18 protein-coding genes are annotated in these 19,869 nt (G+C 49.8%); 7 read left to right on the forward strand and 11 right to left on the reverse strand.

Annotation, left to right across the window (positions count from 1 at the left end):
- Positions 1-997 precede the first annotated feature (997 nt).
- The 5 genes from thiS to Q0438_RS01890 form a co-directional block, all read right to left on the reverse strand.
- Complete coding sequence (gene thiS / locus Q0438_RS01870) at positions 998-1,201, reverse strand: sulfur carrier protein ThiS (protein WP_299186690.1); 204 nt, start codon at positions 1,199-1,201, stop codon at positions 998-1,000.
- A complete protein-coding gene (locus Q0438_RS01875; RefSeq protein ID WP_299186693.1) occupies positions 1,194-2,786 on the reverse strand; it encodes an ABC-F family ATP-binding cassette domain-containing protein in 1,593 nt (530 codons plus the stop codon). Before Q0438_RS01875 ends, thiS begins: the two co-directional genes overlap by 8 nt.
- Positions 2,787-2,996: 210 nt before the next feature.
- Entirely contained in the window at positions 2,997-4,124 is a 1,128-nt protein-coding gene (locus Q0438_RS01880) for a cation diffusion facilitator family transporter (RefSeq protein WP_299186696.1), read from the reverse strand.
- Positions 4,125-4,142: 18 nt separating this feature from the next.
- A complete protein-coding gene (locus Q0438_RS01885) occupies positions 4,143-4,529 on the reverse strand; it encodes a hypothetical protein (protein ID WP_299186698.1) in 387 nt (128 codons plus the stop codon).
- A 151-nt stretch (positions 4,530-4,680) separates the two neighbouring features.
- A complete protein-coding gene (locus tag Q0438_RS01890) occupies positions 4,681-4,887 on the reverse strand; it encodes a transcriptional regulator (RefSeq protein WP_299186701.1) in 207 nt (68 codons plus the stop codon).
- 160 nt (positions 4,888-5,047) lie between these two features.
- Between Q0438_RS01890 and Q0438_RS01895 the strand changes: the two genes are divergently transcribed.
- Complete coding sequence (locus Q0438_RS01895; protein WP_299186703.1) at positions 5,048-5,518, forward strand: PH domain-containing protein; 471 nt, start codon at positions 5,048-5,050, stop codon at positions 5,516-5,518.
- Between the two features lie 143 nt (positions 5,519-5,661).
- Here Q0438_RS01895 and Q0438_RS01900 read toward each other — a convergent pair whose 3' ends face one another.
- The 3 genes from Q0438_RS01900 to thiC form a co-directional block, all read right to left on the reverse strand.
- Positions 5,662-6,705, reverse strand: a complete 1,044-nt coding sequence (locus tag Q0438_RS01900; RefSeq protein WP_299186706.1) for a hypothetical protein — start codon at positions 6,703-6,705, stop codon at positions 5,662-5,664.
- Positions 6,706-7,285: 580 nt separating this feature from the next.
- Positions 7,286-8,380, reverse strand: coding sequence for an Mrp/NBP35 family ATP-binding protein (locus tag Q0438_RS01905; protein ID WP_299186709.1), 1,095 nt, complete (start codon positions 8,378-8,380; stop codon positions 7,286-7,288).
- Positions 8,377-9,684, reverse strand: a complete 1,308-nt coding sequence (thiC, locus tag Q0438_RS01910; protein WP_299186735.1) for a phosphomethylpyrimidine synthase ThiC — start codon at positions 9,682-9,684, stop codon at positions 8,377-8,379. The genes Q0438_RS01905 and thiC overlap by 4 nt, the downstream gene beginning before the upstream one ends.
- A gap of 217 nt (positions 9,685-9,901) precedes the next feature.
- Between thiC and ispF the strand changes: the two genes are divergently transcribed.
- From ispF to Q0438_RS01935, 5 genes are all read left to right on the forward strand, one after another.
- Complete coding sequence (gene ispF, locus Q0438_RS01915) at positions 9,902-11,224, forward strand: 2-C-methyl-D-erythritol 2,4-cyclodiphosphate synthase (protein WP_299186712.1); 1,323 nt, start codon at positions 9,902-9,904, stop codon at positions 11,222-11,224.
- Positions 11,221-12,099 (forward strand): response regulator, encoded by an 879-nt coding sequence (locus Q0438_RS01920; protein ID WP_299186715.1) that lies wholly within the window; start codon positions 11,221-11,223, stop codon positions 12,097-12,099. The genes ispF and Q0438_RS01920 overlap by 4 nt, the downstream gene beginning before the upstream one ends.
- Positions 12,077-13,435: a sulfate adenylyltransferase gene (locus tag Q0438_RS01925; protein ID WP_299186717.1), complete on the forward strand. Its 1,359-nt coding sequence runs from the start codon at positions 12,077-12,079 to the stop codon at positions 13,433-13,435. The genes Q0438_RS01920 and Q0438_RS01925 overlap by 23 nt, the downstream gene beginning before the upstream one ends.
- A gap of 235 nt (positions 13,436-13,670) precedes the next feature.
- Positions 13,671-14,207 carry a phosphatidylglycerophosphatase A gene (locus tag Q0438_RS01930; protein WP_299186720.1) on the forward strand — a complete coding sequence of 179 codons (537 nt, stop codon included), beginning with the start codon at positions 13,671-13,673 and terminating at the stop codon, positions 14,205-14,207.
- A gap of 507 nt (positions 14,208-14,714) precedes the next feature.
- On the forward strand, positions 14,715-15,437 hold the full coding sequence (locus tag Q0438_RS01935) for a hypothetical protein (RefSeq protein WP_299186722.1): 723 nt from the start codon (positions 14,715-14,717) through the stop codon (positions 15,435-15,437).
- Positions 15,438-15,703: 266 nt separating this feature from the next.
- Here the strand turns inward: Q0438_RS01935 and Q0438_RS01940 are convergent, their stop codons facing one another.
- The 3 genes from Q0438_RS01940 to Q0438_RS01950 are packed head-to-tail and all read right to left on the reverse strand — an operon-like array spanning position 15,704 to position 16,661.
- The gene (locus Q0438_RS01940) at positions 15,704-16,168 is read right to left on the reverse strand and encodes a hypothetical protein (RefSeq protein ID WP_299186724.1); all 465 of its coding nucleotides are present in this window, start codon (positions 16,166-16,168) and stop codon (positions 15,704-15,706) included.
- Positions 16,168-16,404 (reverse strand): hypothetical protein, encoded by a 237-nt coding sequence (locus tag Q0438_RS01945; protein ID WP_299186727.1) that lies wholly within the window; start codon positions 16,402-16,404, stop codon positions 16,168-16,170. The genes Q0438_RS01940 and Q0438_RS01945 overlap by 1 nt, the downstream gene beginning before the upstream one ends.
- Positions 16,401-16,661, reverse strand: a complete 261-nt coding sequence (locus Q0438_RS01950; RefSeq protein WP_299186730.1) for a hypothetical protein — start codon at positions 16,659-16,661, stop codon at positions 16,401-16,403. The genes Q0438_RS01945 and Q0438_RS01950 overlap by 4 nt, the downstream gene beginning before the upstream one ends.
- 71 nt (positions 16,662-16,732) lie before the next feature.
- Between Q0438_RS01950 and uvrB the strand changes: the two genes are divergently transcribed.
- Positions 16,733-18,709, forward strand: a complete 1,977-nt coding sequence (gene uvrB, locus Q0438_RS01955) for an excinuclease ABC subunit UvrB (protein WP_299186732.1) — start codon at positions 16,733-16,735, stop codon at positions 18,707-18,709.
- Positions 18,710-19,869 lie beyond the last annotated feature (1,160 nt).

The raw sequence follows: 19,869 nt of genomic DNA on the forward strand, positions 1-19,869 counted from the left end.
TTTTGATCCTAAATTTTATCTTTTTGCCGTTTAAATTTATCGCGCAAATTTAAACGCGCGGCGCCTTGCATCTGCGCGAACATAGCGCGCACTGATTGCGGTATTGCGGCGCGGTTGCGGCAGAAATCTGCGCGGCTACTACGCACCGCGCAAAGCTCGCACGAGCTGCGACGCAAACTAGGCGTACCGAGCGCATCGCACGCGATTTTTTTGATCTGTAAATTTCATCGTGCTTTTAGCGCGTAACGTTTCAGCTCCTGCGCGCATTGCATCCAGCCAATACGTCGCGTCGCATGGGCTTCGTACGGCACGCGCAACACAATCAAATCCGCTAAATTTAGCGGATTAACCGCGCTTGTCGGTTAAATTTTAAGTCGCGAAGCGCTAGAGCGATCCGCCGAATTTAAAAGCCGCTAAACGCCCGAATAAATCCGCGCTACGGCTAAATTTAAAATTTTAAACCCAACCGACGAAAAAACGGCACACCGCAGCATACGTCTTAGCGTGCACAACGGCAGAAATCTCGGGGTAAATTTTAAAAACCTCGCGCCCAAACCCCACAACTTCGGCGTAAATTTAAAGCCGTGCACTCAAGCTCGCGGCGGCGGCACAGTTTACAGCTCCACACCCAGTCGCCGCGACCGGCGACGCAAATTAGCGTTCCATTACCGCAATAAAAATTTAAACTCTATCGCCGCGGAGCGAATTTTAAAACTCCTGCGTTCGGCTGCCGCGGCCTAGCTCGCTTTCAAAATTTAAAGCTCGCCGCAGGCGCCAAACCGCCCTGTCCTTCTAATAAATTTGAAAACCCAAACGCCGCTATCTCTCCGCTGCGTCTATTTATGCAGCTGCGACGCTACGCGCTTAAAATTTTAACGACGGGCGCGCAAATTTTAAGCCCCAGCCGCTGTGTCGCCGTATCGCTTAAATTTAGCAGCTTCAACGCGGATTTAAAACTCGGTCGTCGTAATTTTTAACGCAATTCAAAGCTCCGACCTCAACCGCCGCCTACGAACTCGACGATCTCATATTTTTTGCCGCTTGAGATCTGCGTGCGCTCCCACGCCTCTTTTTTTAAAATTTCGCCGTCGCGCTCGAGCGCTACTAGGCGCAGATCGTGTCCGCATCGGCGCAAAAACTCGCTCACGCTCATATCCTGCGCCAGCTGCAGAGGCTCGCCGTTTACGCAGATCTCAATCATCGCTCGCTCCCAAGCTCTCGCGGTACTCCTCGTAAGTGCCCCTAAAATCGACGATTTCGCCGTCTCCTTTGAGGTGTAAAATTCTATTTGCAAACGCGTCGATGAGCTCGCGGTCGTGGCTCACGCAGATCGCACAGCCCGCGAAGTTATACAGCGCTTCGCCAAGCGCGATGATCGCCTCAAGATCGAGGTGGTTGTTGGGCTCATCAAGCACCAGCAGGTTCGGGCGTTGCAGCATTAGCTTGCTTAGCATCACGCGGTGTTTCTCGCCGCCGCTTAGGCTGCCCACGCTTTTCTCCTGCTCGGCGCCGCTAAAAAGCATACGTCCAAGACATTTGCGAATTTCATCCAGATCCCTATTTTGCGGGCTTTGCAGATATTCGTAGAGCTTGAGCTCGCCTGAAATTTTATTATTCGTATCCTGCGCGAAGTACCCGGGCTCGATCGTGGCGCCCATGTGCACCTTGCCGCTAAGAGGCGCGAGCTCGCCCATGATGATCTTGCAAAGCGTGCTTTTGCCCACGCCGTTTCGCCCGATGATCGCGATCTTATCGCCGTGAGCGAGCTTGAGATTAAAATTTTTCAAAATTTGAACCTCGCCGAAGCTCATATCCACGCCGCTTAGCTCTAAAATTTCATTGCCGATCTCGCGCGCAGGCTTGAATAAAATGCTAGGCTCCCTACGCGAAGAGGTCGCAAGCTCGCTAAGATCGAGCTTGTCGAGCTGTTTTTGACGGCTCGTGGCCTGCTTTGCTTTGCTTGCGTTGGCGCTGAAGCGAGCGATAAATTTTTCAAGCTCAGCCTTCTCTTTGAGCTTTTTCTCGCGCTCGAACTGCGCCTGTTTGGCAATGAGATTGGACGCGATAAACCAGTCGTCGTAATTGCCGCTAAATTCGCGCACCCGCCTAAAATCAACGTCGAGGATGTCCGTGCAGACGCGGTTTAAAAAGTGGCGGTCGTGGCTGATGACTACGAGCGTGCCCGTGTGGCGATTTAGCTCAAACTCGAGCCACGAAATGGCGTCGATATCGAGGTTGTTCGTAGGCTCGTCCAAAAACAGCACGTCGGGGCGCGGGAAGAGCACCTGCGCGAGCAGGACCTTAAATTTATCGCTCGTCTCGATCTCGCTCATCTTTTTATCGAAGTCGTTCAGCCCCAGCGAACTTAAAATTTTCTCGATCCGCGTTTCGTACTCGTAAGCAGGATCCTCCTCGGCGCAGATCATCTCAAGCTCGCCGAGGCGCTCGTTTATCTCATCGTTAAACTCGCCCGCTTCGTAAAGCTGCGTCTTTTCGCGCACGGCGTCATAAAGGCGCTTGTTGCCGTAGAGTACGGCGTCTTTGACGCTGAAGCTTTCGAATGCGAACTGATCCTGCCCCAAAACGCCGATTTTAAGCCCGCTTTCGATCAAAATTTCGCCGCTGCTAGATTCGATCTGCCCGCTTAAAATTTTAAGCAGCGTCGATTTGCCCGCGCCGTTTGCGCCGATGAGACCGTAGCGTCTGCCCTTATCGAGGCTCAAATTTACGTTTTCAAAAAGCAGCTGTTTGCCGAAGCGCATCGTAAGATCTTTGATTTCAACCATATTTTTCCTTTTAAATTTCTCTTTGCATTGCCTTGCACGCGGGCTTCTGCCGGGTTTTGCGCGCAAATTTCACGTCGCGGTTTATTGCGGCATTTTGCGCCGCGCGGAGCCGCGATAAATTTCTCCTATTGTAGCTTAAAATTCTAAAATTTCGCCGAAGGGGGCGCGGGCGGGCACGATTAAATTTAAACCGCTAGAGCAATTTAAATTTTAGCCGCTGTAATCGCTATCGCGAGTGATGATGAGCGTGTAGTTCGGATACGCGGCGCGCACCTGCTTGCAGACCGCGCGAAACGTCGCCTCCATATCGGGCGCTGCGAAATCGACGATGACGTCAAAGCTGATCGCGCGCTTGCTCTCGTCGAGATAAAATCCATGTATCTGCGAGACGAACTCGTGCGAAAGCGCCATCTGCTTGATATGCTCATAGATCTCGGCGGCGCGCGGATCATTCCTATTAAACGCGTAAATTCCTACGGCGTCTAGGATGATATTAAATTTCGCAAAAACGGCGTTTTGGATGCGGCGCGTAAGAGCGTCGATCTGCGCCGCTGTCGTATCGCTTGCGACCTCGATGTGGATGCTGCCGACCATCTTGTCGGGCCCGTAGTCATGAAACATCAGATCATACGCGCCGATGACGCCCTCAAAGCCCCGCACGACGTCGTAAATTTCATTCGTAAGCTCCAGGCTCGGACGCGAGCCCAAAAGCTTGCTGATCGTGTCGCGTAGAATTTCATACGCCGTTTTGATTAAAAGAGCCGAAATTATCGCGCCCAGATACGCCTCCAAGCTCAGTCCGAAAATAAGCGAAACTAAAGCCGCGCCGAGGGTGGCTAGCGATACGAGCGCATCGTATTTGGCGTCCACGCCGCTAGCGATGAGCGAGTCAGAATTTACGCGCTCGCCCGTCTTTTGCGTATAGAGTCCTAAGCTAAATTTCGCCGCGACCGCCACGGCGATGATGGCGAGCGAAATTGCATTATAATTCGCCGCTTGCGGATGGATGATCTTTTTGATCGATTCTACTAGCGAGACGCCGCCGGTGTAGAGGATGATGACGGCGATTACGATCGCGCTTAGATACTCGATCCTGCCGTGCCCGAATGGGTGTGCGCGATCGGGCTGCTTGCTAGCAAGATGCACGCCCACGATCGTAATGACGGACGAAAGCGCGTCGCTTAGGTTATTTACGGCATCAAGCACGATCGCAATCGAGCCTGAGATCAGCCCTACGACGCCCTTAAATGCCGCTAAAATTACATTTGAAACGATACCGATCGCACCGGTGCGAATGATGATTTTATCTCTGCTATACGCCGCTTGAGGCACTTCCATTATCTCTCCTTTGAAATTTTACTCTAAGCCGCAATCGCTGCGCGTATAGGTCAGATCGGCGATTTTTTCGCCGCTTTGCAGAAATTGTCGCACGCCTATGCGCTTTAGACCGCCCGCTTTCATCGTAGCGCAAACGTCCTTTTGCCTATCGGCACGCAAAACTCTCTCAAAATTTTGCTTGATCTTGGGATCTACTTTATCCCAAATTACGTTTTTTAGGGTCATGGAAACTATAAATTTATCGCCTTCGCACGTAGCCGCGCTCAACTCTATATTTTTAGTCGCGGGGTGACTGTGCCCATTTACGGCGTCCGCCAAAGCCTTGCAGCGCTCGGCATCGGCATCTTCCGCAAACGCCGCGCTGCAGATAAATACGCCGAACAGGGCGGGTATAAATTTTTTCATTTTCATCTCCTGATTTTATTTGAAATTTATCATATTAAAATTTTTGATCTCTTGCATATCCTACCTTTTAAAATTTTCGGAGTATAGCTAAAATCAATTTAAAAAGGAGTTTAACATAGACTTAAACAGGTAGTGTAAATGAGATGCGGAGTCACTTCAGGCGCAAATTGGCATTTTCTTCTGCAAGATTTTGAAGCTCATTTAAATTCTCCTGCGCCTGTTTTAGCAACTCATCAAATTTAAATCCGAGCATTACTATACGATAAAGCTCGGGTTTATTCTTACGCCAGTTATACAGTGTTTTCGTATCAACTTTTAGAATTCCCGCGATATCTCTCTGTGATAGATTTTTTCTCATTTTCAGGCCTTTTTATGAGAATTGTCGAGAAATTTCGCTGTTTTATCAACTAAGTAATAATTACTTATTATTATTTTTTTAGGAGGATATATTCCTTTTATTTAATTAATATTTAAGAGCGCGGTGGATAAAATTATGTAAATTTTTAAAGGAGTTTAAGATGGGCTATATAGATAGCAATCTCTCAAAAGGCGAAGAAATCGTCAAAAGAGCGAAGGTTAGTTGGTGGTATGCGATTCCTCAAGTATTAATAGGTACATTTTTTCTATGCCTAGGATTGGTGTGGCTATTTAACAATCAAGGAATATTTGCTATAGCTGCAATAATACTAGGGCTTTATTTCATAGTGCCGTCGATTTTGTTGGTTTTGACAACAGAGCTAGCATTAACCAATAAGCGAATTGTTGCAAAATTTGGCTTTATCAAACGAGAGAGTATCGAAGTTAGGCTAGAAAAAGTAGAAAGCGTAAATTTTGATCAAGGAATATTTGGTAGAATTTTTGACTTTGGTTATATATTTATAAATGGCGCCGGAAATTACGCACCGATCCCCGCAATCGCGAAGCCATTAGAATTTAAAAAAGAAGTAAACGACTACCTAGAAACACTTCAGGACGAAAAGCGGCCCTAAAAAAATTATCTTAAATTAAGCCTCTTTGTCAATCTTGATCGTGAGGCTTAATAATGTTTTTAATATTAAAACCGCAATTTAAATTTAAGCCAATAACTAATTTAAAAACTCAAATTACTTAAAATAAAATTTCGTAAATCCTCTCACCTAAACACATCATCCATCGGCGTGCTTTCGCATTTCTTGCGATCGGCTTCGACGGCGGCGAGGCGGCTTTTGCTCGCTTCGATCTCCTTCGGCGTTATCGCGATAGACGGCAGGTTTAAAGAATTTGCGCCGTGTTTGCCCGCAAAGCCGCTCAGGCCCTTTCCGAACACGCCCAAAACTCGCTCGTTCATATCGTAAATTTCGCTGCCTTCGCAGTGAAAAACTTTACCGGAGATGCACTGGCATTTCAGCCCGTCCACCGCCTCGGAGTATCTGTAATCCTCGACGTAAAGCACGTTTTTACCGCCCTCGGCTCTACTTATCGGGTTAAAAACCAAAGTAGCCAGAATTTCGTTGTTTTGTGGATTCGAGATCTCCCATTCCACGGCGCGATATGAGCTAAGCAGTAACACGAGGGGCTTTTGCGACTTTTCTAAAACCACCTTGACCTTATTGTCCATCTGCGCGCTTTCGTAAACCGCGCCAAGCCAAACGTCGTAATCGCGATCCGTCGCTATTTTGGCCACGGCGTCCTTTTGACGATAAAACGGCACCACATCCTTAAAATCCACGAAAAGCCCGCTGGAATGCGCATCGTTGAGAAACCACGCCTCGATCTTGTGCTTACCCTTGCTAAATTTATAGGTAAGCGGGCGCTTTTTATTGCTCGACATCCCGCCAAGCACGTCCGTGCCGTCCACGGCGATGACGAGCGTCGACCAGCCGTAGTCTCCTAGCACCATCTTTTCGACGTCCGCATCGAAGTTGAACTCGCCGACCCAATACGCCATTAAATTTTGCGACGGTATATCGCGAAAGCCCTCTCCTTCGTAATTTACGCTGATTCTATCCACATTTTGCGAAAAAATCACCTTCTTCGGCTCATCCTTGTTGAGATAAAACGCTAAAAATTTATCCGTAGGGATCTGCGCGCCCGCCGTGATCTCCTTCGCCCATTTTTGCATGGCGGTTCCGTTTGCGGGCTTCTCTTCGCAAAATGCAGCCGTAAAAACCAGCATAAAAACGAGTAAAAATTTCATAATTCGCCTTTCGTTACGATTTTAAATTTAGAAGCGACGCCTCCGCTCAAAACGCTTGCTTACGGCGCCGTTTGAAGTGTTTTTAAATTTAAAAATACTTCGGCTTCAGACATTAAAACTTAAATTTAAAGCGAGCTTTTGCAGCGACGCCTTAAATTTAAATTTTGACTTTGCTGCGGGCGGTTTTAAATTTAGAGCGAAATTTACTCTGCGCGTTTAAATTTAAACGGCTTAAGAAGCCGAAATTTTAAAATTTCGCGCAATTCATAAATTTTGACCCCGACCGATCGTCCGCTAAATTTCACGCTGCGAACGGAGCATCTGAAATTTTTGCAAACGTCAAAAAATTTCGCCGCAAAATCGCAGCGAAATTTCGCGGCGGAATTTTAACGCGGAATTCCGAACTCTAAAATTTAGCCCGAAATTTTAGGCTGTGAAGCTTAGCGCAAAATTCCAAGCTGCGCAACCCGCGTGAAATTTTGTCCGCTAAATTTACTGGCAAAATTCTATGACGTAATTTTCACGCGGAATTCTAATTGCGAAATTCCGCGCGAAATTTGACGCCGCGCCCGTCAATGCCCTAATTCGAGCAGGCGCTCTTGCCGTCCATCACCGGCTGGATCGCGGAGTTATCCGCCAGCTCCTCGCGGTCAATCTTCTCGATCTTTTCCCACAGCTTGCGCGCGGCATCTTCGTAGCGCTTCGCGCTCAAAGAACCTGGCGCATAGAAGCTTACCGGCTTGCCGCTGTCGCCGCCCTCGCGGATAGCGATCTCGATCGGGATCTCGCCGATTACTTCGGTATTGTATCGCTGCGCTAGCTTTTGCGCGCCGCCGCGGCCGAAGATGTCGTACTCCTTGCCGTTATCGGGGCAGATGAAGCCGCTCATATTCTCGATAAGGCCTGCGATCGGGATGTGGAGCTTTTCGAACATATCAAGCCCGCGAGCGCTGTCGTCCAGCGCGACTGTCTGTGGCGTCGTAACGCACACGCCCGCCGTTACCGGCACGCTCTGAGCGAGCGTAAGCTGCGCGTCGCCCGTACCCGGAGGCATATCCAAAAACAACACGTCCAGATCGCTCCACGCCACGTCTTTTAGCAGCTGCTCGATCGCTTTCATTATCATAGAGCCGCGCCAGATGAGGCTCGCGCCCTCCTCCATCAGCACGCCCATACTCATCATCTCCACGCCGTGGCTTAAGATCGGCTTTAGCTTCTGCCCCACGACGCTTGCTTGCGTTTTATCTTCGCCCATCATTCGCGGCAAATTCGGCCCGTAAATATCGGCATCCAAAATCCCCACCCTCTTTCCGAGCTTTGCCGTGCTGATGGCTAAATTTAGCGTCGTTGTGCTCTTGCCTACGCCGCCCTTGCCGCTGCTGATCATCACGAAATGCTTGATCTGCGGCGCGATATTTTTGCCGCTGCGAGAGTTGCTCTTTTCCTCGGCGATCTTAGGCTGTTTGATTAAAATTTCGGCATCCGCCCCTAGCGCCTTTTGCGCCGCCGATCTGAGCTCTGCGGCGATCTCAGGCTTGGCGCTCGGGATTTCGATCCCTACGAAAATTCTATCGCCGATCTCGACCTCTTTTACAAATCCAAAATCCACGATGCTTTTAGAAAAGCCCGGATAGATCACGCTTTTAAGCAAATTTAAGACTTCGTCTTTACTCATTCTTTCTCCTTATTTTCGGTTAAATTTCTACTGATTTTATATGCGCAAAATTTCGGCCCGCACATCGAGCAAAACTCCGCGCCCTTGTAAATTTCATCGCCCAGGCTCTCGTCGTGCAGCTCGCGCGCATGCGCGGGATCAAAGCTAAGCTCAAACTGCCTGTTCCAATCAAAACCATACCGCGCATCGCTCATCGCGTGATCGCGCTCTATTGCGCCCGCTTTGCCTAGCGCGACGTCTGCGGCATGAGCGGCGATTTTGTGCGCGATGATGCCCTCTCTGACATCGCTTGCATTGGGAAGCCCCAAATGCTCCTTGGGCGTTACGTAGCAGAGCATGCTTGCGCCGCAATACGCAGCCATCGTCCCGCCGATAGCCGAGCTGATATGATCGTAGCCCGCGCCGATGTCGGTCGGAAGCGGTCCCAGTACGTAAAACGGCGCGTCGCGGCAGAGCTTGCGCTCTAGCTGCATATTTAGCTCGATCTCGTTAAACGGGATGTGCCCCGGCCCCTCGATCATTACCTGCACGTTTTTTTCATTCGCGCGCAGGGCCAGCTCGCCTAAAATTTCAAGCTCGCTAAGCTGCGCCCTATCGGTCGCGTCGTATAAGCAGCCCGGGCGCAAGCCGTCGCCTAGAGATAGCGATACGTCGTAGGCGGCGCAGATATCGCAAATTTCATCAAACGCTTCGTAGAAGGGGTTTTGCTTGTGAAATTTCATCATCCACGACGCTATCAGCGAGCCTCCTCTGCTTACGATACCCATCTTGCGACGAGACAGCAGCGGCATAAACTCGAGCTTAAAGCCCGCATGGATCGTGAAATAATCCACTCCCTGCCGCGCCTGCTTCTCGATCGTACTAAGAATAGCGCTCGTTTTTAAATTTTTAATATCGCCCAGCTCATGGATCATCTGATAGATCGGCACCGTGCCTATAGGTACGGGCGAGCGCTCGATTATCGCGGCGCGGATCTCGTCCAGATCGCCGCCCGTGCTTAGATCCATCACCGTATCGGCGCCGTACTTTAAGCAGGCTTCGAGCTTTTCCAGCTCGCCCTCGATATCGCTCGTCGTGCCCGAGGAGCCAATGTTGGCGTTGATCTTGCACCGCAGCGCGCGCCCGATGCCGATGGGCTTTAGGCTTTTGTGATTAACGTTTGCGGGGATGATCGCTCTTCCTTGCGCGATGAGATCGCATAAGGCCCGCACGTCCATGCGCTCGCTTTGCGCGACCTCTCTCATCTGCGGCGTCACTTCGCCTCTTTTTGCAAAATAGATCTGCGTTACGCAGCTTTCGGTCATTTTCGCCTCGCTTCTTAAAAATGCGCGTATAATATAACAAATTTCATTAATCCTTACTTTTCTTTTGCCGTTTATTTTCGTAACGTAAGCTGAAATTTCGCCGCCGCGCCGCGTAAATTTGCGCCTAAACTCAAGATATTTTAGCTCGCAAGCCGAGATTAATTTTGCTTTCATTTTTAATACGTATAATTTCGTAACAAAATTTCAAGGATAAAATTTGAAAGATATATCGCTGATTTTGCTCGCCGCGGGCGATTCGAGCAGGTTTGGTCTCCCCGTCAAAAAGCAGTGGCTGCGCGTGGGCGAGCTGCCGCTTTGGCAATACGTCGCGCAAAATATCGCGCGGGCGCACCCATTTAAAAAAATCATAATCGCCGTAAACGAGGAGGACGTGAGTTATTGCGAGCGCCTCTATGCGTGCAGCCTAGCCTCGTCGCGCGGCGAGAGTACGGAGTGCGACACGAGCGAGTATAAATTTCAAAGCGAGCAGGACGAGATCGGATGCGGTGCAGACGATCTAAACGACGCAAGCAAGCCGCAGAGCACGGAAAATTTTAAAGCTCAGGTCGAATGCGGCGCAGATGAATGCGGCTCTGCAAATTCAAAATTTCACTTCGCCCCGGGCGGCGCAAACCGTCAAAGCTCGCTAAAAAACGCGCTAAAGCTCGTAGAGAGCGAACTCGTGCTCGTAAGCGACGTAGCCCGCGCGCAAATTTCGCCAGGGCTGATCTCCTCGCTGATACGAAATTTAGGCGGCGCGGACTGTATCAGCCCCTATCTTGGCGTAAATGATACGACCTATCTCGGCGAGCGCATTTTGGAGCGAGAGGAGCTGCGCCTCATCCAAACGCCGCAGCTTTCGCGCACGGCGCTACTTAAAAAGGCGCTTGAAGGAAGCGAAATTTTTACCGACGATAGCGCGGCGATCGGCAGCGCGGGCGGGCGGTTGGAATTTATAAAAGGCGAAGCGGGCGCGCTTAAGATCACGCGCGTAAGCGATCTGGCGGCGCTAAATTTAAAACCCTGCTCGCGCGATATTTTTTGCGGTACGGGTTATGACGTACACGCGCTTGAAAAAGGCGCGAGCATCGTGCTCGGCGGCGTGCAAATTCCGTGCGAGTTCGCGCTGATCGCGCACAGCGACGGTGACGTAGCGATCCACGCCCTAATCGACGCTATTTGCGGCGCAGCGATGCTGGGCGACATCGGCGAGCTCTTCCCAGACGGCGACGCTCAATTTAAAGGCGCGGATAGCAAGGAGTTGTTACGAAAGGTAATGCGGCGCGTCAGGGGCTACGGCTACGAGCTCGTAAATGCCGATATTACGATCATCGCACAACGCCCGAAGATCGGAGCCTACAAAGCGCAGATACAAGAGGTTTTAAGCGAAATTTTAAACTGCGCGCGCGTCAATGTCAAAGCGACCACGACCGAAGGGCTGGGATTTACGGGCAGAAGCGAGGGTATCGCCGCGCAGGCTGCGGTAAATTTGAAATTTTACAACTGGCAAAAGCACGCAGCAAAGGTGCAGGACGTATGAAAATTTTAATAATCGAGAGCGAAAGCTATCTTGCCCAAAGTATCGCAAACAAGCTCGGCGCGCTGGGGCATGAATGCACTAACGCGGCGAGCTTGGCGGCCGCGGCGGGCCTTACGGAGGAGTTTGAGGCGGTGCTACTCTCTACGAGCTGGAGTGGCGCGAGCTTTTATCCGCTGATCGAGAAATTTAGGCGCTCGATCATAATTTTGATGGTCGCCTACGTCGATAGCGAAACGGTGCTAAACCCCGTAAAAGCGGGCGCTACGGATTATATCCAAAAGCCCTTTATGATAGAGGAGCTCATCAAAAAGATCGAGCACTACGCGCAGTTTCGCTCGCTAAAAGATACCAACGACGCTCTGAGCGCGCTTTTGAGCGAGGCTGCCGCGTCGTGCAAGATAGCGCCAGAGCGGATAGCGCGCATAAAATTCCCGTTGCTGATAAGAGACGGCGACGCGGCGACGCGGGCGGCGGCGATATTTAAGATCGCAAATTTTTTAAAATCCCCCATTAAAATTTTAAACGCGCAGAGCACGGCTCTTCTGCACGAGCAACCCAAAAGCATGGCGATCTTTTACGTGAAGGATTTTGGCGCCCTAAACGGCGCGCAGAGGGATGAAATTTTAAAAAAAGCCGAGAAATCAAAGCTAATCGCAAGCTCTGAGGGCGTGCATATAAAGGGCTTTGCGGATGAAATTTCACTCGCCGAAAGCGGAAGCGATAAAAAAATTTTAAGCATAGAGGAATACGTCAAATTCGCCATCTCGACCTATCAACAGGAGTATTTCGACTCCGATCTGGCCGCAGCTTTGGGCATTTCGCGAAAATCGCTTTGGGAAAAAAGGAAAAAATATGGCATCGCAAGAAAAAAATAGACGCGCGCGCTCGGGTAAAATTTCTAGTCCTAGCAAGATTTCTCGCGCAGGCACAAACTCTCGCGCGAGCGGAATTTCTCACGTATCCGAGGCTACGAGCGCGTCCGAAATTACTTGCGCGAACGACGCCTCCGATACATTCCAAACCACGCGTGCGGCGGGAACTTCGCGCACTGCAAAAACTACCGATGTGCCCAAAGCCTCGCGCGCGACAAAATCCGAGCGCATACCGAAATTTCATCGCATCATTGAAATTTCACGCTCCGATCTAAGCGCGCTAAGTCTCGTCGCAAACGGCGGCTTCGGCGGATCGCGCGCTCTGCTGCGCCCAAAAAAGCTAAGCGCGGCGGGGATAAATTTCGTATTTTCCTGCGCGGAGGCCAAAAAAGGCGAGACGCTCGCGCTGAGCCTAAAAGAGGAGGCCGCAGGCGGCAAGATCGTCGCGCTGATCGAAGTGACGGACGTTTATCTTCCGAGTGCGGACGAGATCAAAGGCTCGATCTTTCAAAACGCGCGCGCAGGCGTTAACGCGGTGGAGGGCGAGATCAGGATCGTGGAGGACGAGCTAAAAGACAAGGCTCTGCAGATCCGAAAGATCAAAAACGAGCTGCAAAGCCCCAAAATTTCGGCATTTTTCACCTGCGCCGATCCGATCCACCGCGTGCACGAGCGATTGATGCGCCATATGATCGACAAGGCCGATCTTACGGTGATCTTTCTTACCGCCACCGCAAAGCCCGACGCGCTGCCCGCCGCGCTGCGAAAAAAGGCGCTTGAGTATCTGCTTGAAAACTTCTTCGTCGCGCAGCGCGTGATGCTGATCGATCTTAGCGAACTTGAAATTTTCAGCGACCACGACAAGCCCGTTTTGGAGTGCATCATCGCTAAAAATTTGGGCGCGAACAAGGTCGTATTCGGGCAGAAACACAAGCATATCGAGCTGTTTTTCGACGGAGGCGGGATGCACACGATCCTGGATGAGCTTCAAAAGCGCGGCGAGATCGAGATCCTGCTCATGCCCGAATACGTTTACTGCGAAAAATGCAAGGTCTTGGTGAGCGTAAAAAACTGCCCTCACGGCGGGCACCATCACGTGCACTACCGCACGCAAAATTTAAAAACCCTGCTGCACGCGGGGATCCTGCCGCCGGCGATCTTTATGCGCAAGGAGATCTCGGCGATGATTTTAAGCGAGCTCTTTCCCGCGCGATTTGAAAACCTGCAAAAGCTCTACGACGAGCTATTTCCAAACGGCGGGATCTTGCAAAGCCACGATGAGAGCGAGTTTTACGAGCAGCTGATGCAGCTGTATCAAACCAGTGCGCTAAAGACGTAGCGTTTTTGTGGACGCTGCGCCGGATTAGTGCGAAATTTACGGCGCAACCCGCGCAGCAAACGAACTTAAAATTTTAAAGGCTCGGCGACCGTAAATTACGGCTCGCAAAATTTTAAAATTTCTGCGAGCGGATGAAATCTGCGAGCGGATGAAATTTAAAATTCCTCATGCGCGAGCGAGCGCAAACGAGCAGGTAAAATTTTAAAAAACGAAATCAAAAATTTAAAGGACAATTATGGATAAAATTTTCGTTACATTTTTCGGCGCGGGGTTACTGAAGCCCGCGCCGGGCACTTGGGGCAGCATCGCAGGCTGGATAGCGGGGCTGGCGATCTTGATGCTGGCAGGAGAGGTGACGCTGTTTTTGTGCGCCGCTCTCGTCTTTTTCGTCTCGCTTAAGATCGTAGGCGATTACGAGAAGCGGACCTGCTCGCACGATAACAGCGAGATCGTCATCGACGAAGTCGTGGGGGTGTGGATCGCGATGTGCGTCGCCGCGCCCGTGGGCGAGATCTTTTCGCTGCCGCTGCCGGAGCTGATCGCGGGCTTTGAGAGCAGTAGGATCTCGATCGTCGCGATGATTTTGGCGCTGCTGTTTTTCAGGGCGTTTGACATCCGCAAGCCCTCGATCATCGGGCGCGTGGATCGCGACGTACCAGGCGGGCTCGGCGTAATGCTCGACGACGTGCTGGCGGGCTTTTTCGCTGGGCTTGGGGTTTTGATAGTTATCTCTTTGGTGGTCAAGCTCGGTGCAGCGGGATTGATTTTTTAAGCTTTTTTGGGCGAGATCGCAGCAAACACAGCGCGATTGCGGGCGCTATCAAGCACCGAAATTTTAAAAACCGTATCTTGAGCACGGCTTATGAATTAGCGCAAATTTTAACTTCTGAGGCGCGAGCCCGCTTGGAATTTAAAATTTAAGCGGTATTTATTCGCGGCTAGCGTAGCCCTCAAATAAAGCATACGTAAAATTAAAATTTTATGCGAGTCGCGATAAAATTTGCGTGGCCTTAAATTTTAAATTTCGCAGCTTGCAGAATTCTACGGCGTGAAAATTTAATTGCGCTGCAAGAATCAAAATTATGCCGCCTGAAATTTTGTGCGGCTAAATTTAAAACAAAGCGGCAGGTACAGCTCGCGCGTAAAATTTTAAAATTTATCGCTAATCGCAGGCAGTCTAGAAGGGCGTGCTATTAAATTTTCAGCAATATTTATGGTTTTGCTTGTAACATTGCCGCAAAATGCGGGTATCGACGCAAAAAATTTAAAGGAACGAAAAATGCAAAAGAGCGCGATTGAGATCCATGGCGTTCCCGCCGCCGTTTGGGGGAGCCGCTCGAAAAAGGTTTATATCTACGCTCACGGGCAAGGCGGAAGCAAAGATGATGCGGAGCTTTTGGCTTCCGTCGTTTGCGAGCAAGGCTGGCAGGTAATTAGCTTTGATTTGTCCGGGCACGGACAGAGGCGGCACGAGCCCGCTTCTTGCGAGTCTATTTTTTATGATCTGCGGCGCGCTATTTTGGAATTTCGCGAAATTTTATTGTATGCAAAGAAGTGCTGGGACGAGGTCGCGCTGTTTGCCGTTAGCCTAGGGGCATGGCTCGGCCTGCAAAGCTTCCGCGACGAAAAGCTTAGCGACTGCTTCTTCGTCTCGCCGATACTTGATATGAAATACGTTATTTCAAATATTATGCGTAGGGCTGGCATTAGCGAGGAGCGATTGAAGCAAGAGCGGATGATTTTGACCCCTGCCGGGCAACCGCTTTTTTGGGAATATTGGAGTTTTGTTTTGAATAATCCGATCACCCAATGGGAAACGCCGAGCCGGATTCTATACGCAGAAAACGACGATATGACGCCTCTGAAGATCGTCAAAAATTTTGCGCAACAATTTGGCTGCACCTTAAGCGTTATGAAAAACGGCGAGCATTGGTTTCATACGCCGCAGCAGCTAGATTATTTACGCAGATGGATCAAATTAGCGGTTGAGAATCGGCGATAAAATTATGTGAAAAATTTAAAACCCGCGCCGATGAAATTCCGCGCACTTTCGGGTCGCAAATTTCGTAAATTTAATTATGGATTGCGCCGCCGCACACGAAGTCAAATTTTTAAAACGCAAATTCTTAAATTTAGCCGGTGCCAATGTGTATAGAGATAAAATTCTGCACGCTTTTAGTAAAGTCGATGAGTCTGGGGCGGTGGCTATCGCGTTCCGCAGATATTTTCGCGCTCCACGATAACCGTGTGATTTTAAATTTTAAATAACTATTTGCCTATCCTAAAGCCGTTTAGCCCTTTGTAGGTAGGGTCTTTATGAAAAGCGGCGCAGCGCTCTCTAGCGCGGTTGATATTTGACGTCTCGAAAAAATACCCCTCACCGTCTTGGCGCAAGGTGATCGTCGCACAAAATATCATATCATTTTTTAGCTTCGGTCCTACTCCGTAGTCGAAGGATTGGTTTAAAGTGACGGTTTTTTCTAGATCAACATCACTAAACTGCCTAGAGCCGGTCATACTTTTAAGCACTCTAAATCCGCCTTGATTGAGGTAGTCTCTTTGAATATCCTTAAATGCTCCTTCAAGCTCAACCGCATACGCCTTAACCAAAACCTCATCTTTCGCGCCCGTGAGCTTCGGCATCACGATCTTTACTATCACTAAGATTATGATCGCCAAAAATATTATCCCGCTCACGCCGCCGCCTACTGCCGCACCTTTTCTCATTTTCATTATTTTACTCCTTCATCGATATCTTTTGCCAATGCATCTATTTTTTTGTTCAGCATAAAATTTTCATAGCTCTTTCGGATATAGGCTTCCAGTAGCTCGCCCGCGTCCAGATGGTCTCCGCCGCGAGTTAAAATCCGCCACTCTCTGCCGAAAACACCAGCGAAATCATCGTCTAAATTTATCACGTATTTTTTCGTCAAAGATTTGCTGGTTAGCTGAACGGAAATTTCTTTCATTTTTCGCCCAAATTATCGCCCGATAAAACGTCGTCGATCTGCTTACTCAGATCCTCGTCGCTCATCTTGCGATACGCCAGATCGTTCTCTAGCGTGCCGAGCTGCATCCCCAAGGCCTCATTTTGCGCCTTGATCGTCGCTAGCTCGGTGCGTAGCTTTTCGTTTTCGTCTCTAGCCTCGGTGTATCGCCTAATCAGCTCAGCTACTTTATTGCTTAAGCCCTCGACCTTTTTCTCTTCGTCAAAGATTGATTCCATTATTTCGCCTTTTTCTGATATAATTTTAAGTAGAGATATTACCCAAATTTGGCTTTAAAAAAGGAAAAATTTTGCAAAATTTTAAAATTGAGAGTAAATTCTCCCCGAGCGAGGATCAAGAAAAAGCGATCGAAGGCATCGTCGCGGGCTTTCAAAGCGGCAATAAATACCAAACTCTTCTCGGCGTTACCGGCTCGGGTAAGACTTTCAGTATGGCAAATATCATCAAGCGCCTCGGAATTCCCGCGCTCGTAATGACACATAATAAATCTCTCGCGGCGCAGCTTTATAGCGAATTTAAGGGCTTTTTCCCGCAAAATCACGTCGAGTATTTCATCAGCTACTACGATTATTATCAGCCCGAGGCCTATATCCCCAGGCAGGATCTTTTCATCGAAAAGGACAGCGACGTAAATGCTGAGCTCGAGCGATTGCGACTAAGCGCCACTGCGAGCTTGCTAAGCTTCGACGATGTCATCACCGTGGCGTCAGTTTCGGCAAACTACGGCCTGGGCGATCCCGCCGAATACAAAGGCATGGTGCTGTTTTTTGAGATCGGATCAAAATTTAGCACTAAATTTTTACTTCGTAAGCTCGTCGATATGGGCTACAAACGCAACGACGATTTTTTTGATCGCGGGAATTTTCGCGTAAACGGCGACGTGATCGACATCTACCCCGCGTATTTTAACGACGAGGCTTTTAGGATCGAGTTTTTCGGCGACGAGATAGAGGCGATGTATCATCTGGACGTGCTGGAAAACAAAAAGACGCAGAGCGTCAAAAAATTTATTCTCTACCCGACGAGCCAGTTCATCGTGGGCGAGCAGCGCCTGAAATCGACTATCAAAGGGATCGAGGAGGAACTTGAGCAGAGGTTGAAATTTTTCGAGGACGCGGGCAAGCTCGTCGAGGCGCAGCGGCTGAAAGGGCGAGTGGAATTTGACCTTGAGATGCTGGGCGCTACGGGGATGTGTAAGGGGATCGAAAACTACGCGCGCTATCTGACCGGTCAAAAGCCGGGCGAGACGCCCTATTCACTCTTTGATTACTATGAGAGCAAGGGCAAGGACTACCTCGTCATCGTCGATGAAAGCCACGTGAGCCTGCCGCAGTTTCGCGGGATGTTTGCAGGAGATCGCAGCCGTAAAGAAACGCTCGTAGAATACGGCTTCCGCCTGCCGTCAGCACTCGATAACCGCCCGCTGATGTTTGATGAGTTTATCAATAAAAAAGCTAAATTTCTATTCGTCTCCGCAACGCCCAATGATTACGAGCTGGATCTTAGCCGCGGAGCCGTATATGAGCAGATACTGCGCCCGACGGGACTACTCGATCCGCAGATTATCTTAAAAGACAGCGACAACCAGGTCGAAATTTTACACGATATGGCAAAGGAGGTCATCGCGCGCGGCGAGCGGATTTTAGTGACCGTGCTAACCAAAAAGATGGCGGAGGAGCTGAGCAAATACTATCTGGAGCTTGGGCTTAAGGTCAAATATATGCACTCGGACATCGATGCGATCGAGCGCAACGAGCTCATCCGCGGCCTGCGCAGCGGCGAATACGATATGCTAATCGGTATAAATTTGCTCCGCGAGGGGCTCGATCTGCCCGAAGTAAGCCTTATCGCGATCATGGATGCCGATAAGGAGGGCTTTTTGCGCTCGCGCACCAGCCTCATTCAGACGATGGGGCGAGCCGCGCGAAACGTGAACGGGCAGGTCGTGATGTTTTGCAAAAAGATCACCGCCTCGATGCAAGAGGCGATCGACATCACCCAAAAGCGCCGTAAATTTCAAGATGAATACAACCGCACCCACGGCATAACCCCGCATTCTGCGAGCCGCAATATCGAAGAGAGCCTAAAAATCGAGGATGGAACCGAAATTTTAAGAAAGGGTGCCAATTTAGAGAAGATGCCTGCCGCCGAGCGCGCCAAGATCGTAAAGGAGCTTCGCAAACAGATGCTCGATGCCGCGGCAGCGCTGGAGTTTGAAAAGGCCGCAGCGCTGCGCGATGAGATCGCAAAGCTTAGGAAGCTGTAAGTTGCAAGGCCCGAAACGTCGTGAAATTTCGTGGTGAAATTTGCGCGTTAAATTCCACCTGGCGGAGCGTGAAATTTGCGCGCATAACACAGAGCAAAATTTGCGCGCCAAATGCCGTCAGGCAGAACATTAAATTTGCGCGATCTACGCGTCAAATGCTGCGAGACAGAGCGTAAAATTTAGTCGTGAATTCTGCGAGGCGGGTTTTAAAATTTGCTCGTTAAATTTAAGATGGCTTGCGCACGAAATTTATAGATCGATTTCTCGCCAAATTTGCGCTCCGCGCCGTTGCCATCGCATACGCCCGATCCGCAATTTGCGAGCCAAATTTGCTCGCGCTTAAAATTTCTACTTTCAGCTTGCTTTGATCTCAAATTTTACTCGGCGGCGCTTGCGCGGCGATCTGCTTCATAAATTTCAAAAAAGACTGCCAAGAGCTTTAAAAATTTCACGGGCAAGCTCTGCAAGCAGAATTTTAAAAAGCGTAAATTTTGCGGCAAAATTTCGCTGCGCGCCTCTTTGCTTACGGCGCTTTTTAATTCGCGTTCTGCGCGCCAAATCGCTAAATTCGCGGCGCGCGTCCCGTCCTTTCCTAGACGCGCGATCCGTAAATCTACGCGCCGAGCTTTTGATTTCAGCCCGCTTTCGATCCGCAATTTACGAGCCCGATTTGCGGCAGTCGCACTACCCCACTCTATACCGCCGCGCGCCTTTACGCTTTTTTCTCACTTTTTTTGCATCTCTCCGCACCTATCTTCGACTTTTTCCCGCGCGCACCCCGCGTTTAAATTCTGTCGCTTCGCTCGCCCAATCCGTAGCGGCTATGAGCGGCTATGCGCCCAGACGCCGAATTTTCGCGCGCTTTTTACTCGCCATTGCGCGCGGATACTTTCAAAATTTTACGTAGAATTCCAAGCCTGCCTGCACCTAAATTTGCGCCGTCGTCATAAACGCTAGCTTTTAAGGGCACGAACGAAGTATTTGCACGACACAGCGCAGGAAATGAAATTTAGACGCTACAAGTGCGCTACAAAATTTCAAAACGACAACGAGCCGAGATTTAAATTTATCTGTGAGAGTGCGCCATAGTGCGCAGATTTGCGCGCTGTATAAATTTTAAAATCGCCTCTAAATTTAAAATTTTATCCGCGGTTAATACT

The sequence above is a fragment of the uncultured Campylobacter sp. genome, assembly GCF_938030785.1.
Lineage (GTDB): Bacteria > Campylobacterota > Campylobacteria > Campylobacterales > Campylobacteraceae > Campylobacter_B.

What these genes read in the sequence shown, in the direction of transcription:
- Q0438_RS01895 (WP_299186703.1), top strand. Translation starts at nt 5,048, where the DNA reads ATGGGCTATATAGATAGCAATCTCTCAAAAGGCGAAGAAATCGTCAAA.
- Q0438_RS01880 (WP_299186696.1), bottom strand. Translation starts at nt 4,124, where the DNA reads ATGGAAGTGCCTCAAGCGGCGTATAGCAGAGATAAAATCATCATTCGC.
- Q0438_RS01930 (WP_299186720.1), top strand. Translation starts at nt 13,671, where the DNA reads ATGGATAAAATTTTCGTTACATTTTTCGGCGCGGGGTTACTGAAGCCC.
- Q0438_RS01905 (WP_299186709.1), bottom strand. Translation starts at nt 8,380, where the DNA reads ATGAGTAAAGACGAAGTCTTAAATTTGCTTAAAAGCGTGATCTATCCG.
- Q0438_RS01900 (WP_299186706.1), bottom strand. Translation starts at nt 6,705, where the DNA reads ATGAAATTTTTACTCGTTTTTATGCTGGTTTTTACGGCTGCATTTTGC.
- Q0438_RS01885 (WP_299186698.1), bottom strand. Translation starts at nt 4,529, where the DNA reads ATGAAAAAATTTATACCCGCCCTGTTCGGCGTATTTATCTGCAGCGCG.
- Q0438_RS01935 (WP_299186722.1), top strand. Translation starts at nt 14,715, where the DNA reads ATGCAAAAGAGCGCGATTGAGATCCATGGCGTTCCCGCCGCCGTTTGG.
- Q0438_RS01925 (WP_299186717.1), top strand. Translation starts at nt 12,077, where the DNA reads ATGGCATCGCAAGAAAAAAATAGACGCGCGCGCTCGGGTAAAATTTCT.
- Q0438_RS01920 (WP_299186715.1), top strand. Translation starts at nt 11,221, where the DNA reads ATGAAAATTTTAATAATCGAGAGCGAAAGCTATCTTGCCCAAAGTATC.
- thiC (WP_299186735.1), bottom strand. Translation starts at nt 9,684, where the DNA reads ATGACCGAAAGCTGCGTAACGCAGATCTATTTTGCAAAAAGAGGCGAA.
- Q0438_RS01890 (WP_299186701.1), bottom strand. Translation starts at nt 4,887, where the DNA reads ATGAGAAAAAATCTATCACAGAGAGATATCGCGGGAATTCTAAAAGTT.
- Q0438_RS01875 (WP_299186693.1), bottom strand. Translation starts at nt 2,786, where the DNA reads ATGGTTGAAATCAAAGATCTTACGATGCGCTTCGGCAAACAGCTGCTT.
- Q0438_RS01940 (WP_299186724.1), bottom strand. Translation starts at nt 16,168, where the DNA reads ATGAAAATGAGAAAAGGTGCGGCAGTAGGCGGCGGCGTGAGCGGGATA.
- Q0438_RS01945 (WP_299186727.1), bottom strand. Translation starts at nt 16,404, where the DNA reads ATGAAAGAAATTTCCGTTCAGCTAACCAGCAAATCTTTGACGAAAAAA.
- thiS (WP_299186690.1), bottom strand. Translation starts at nt 1,201, where the DNA reads ATGATTGAGATCTGCGTAAACGGCGAGCCTCTGCAGCTGGCGCAGGAT.
- Q0438_RS01950 (WP_299186730.1), bottom strand. Translation starts at nt 16,661, where the DNA reads ATGGAATCAATCTTTGACGAAGAGAAAAAGGTCGAGGGCTTAAGCAAT.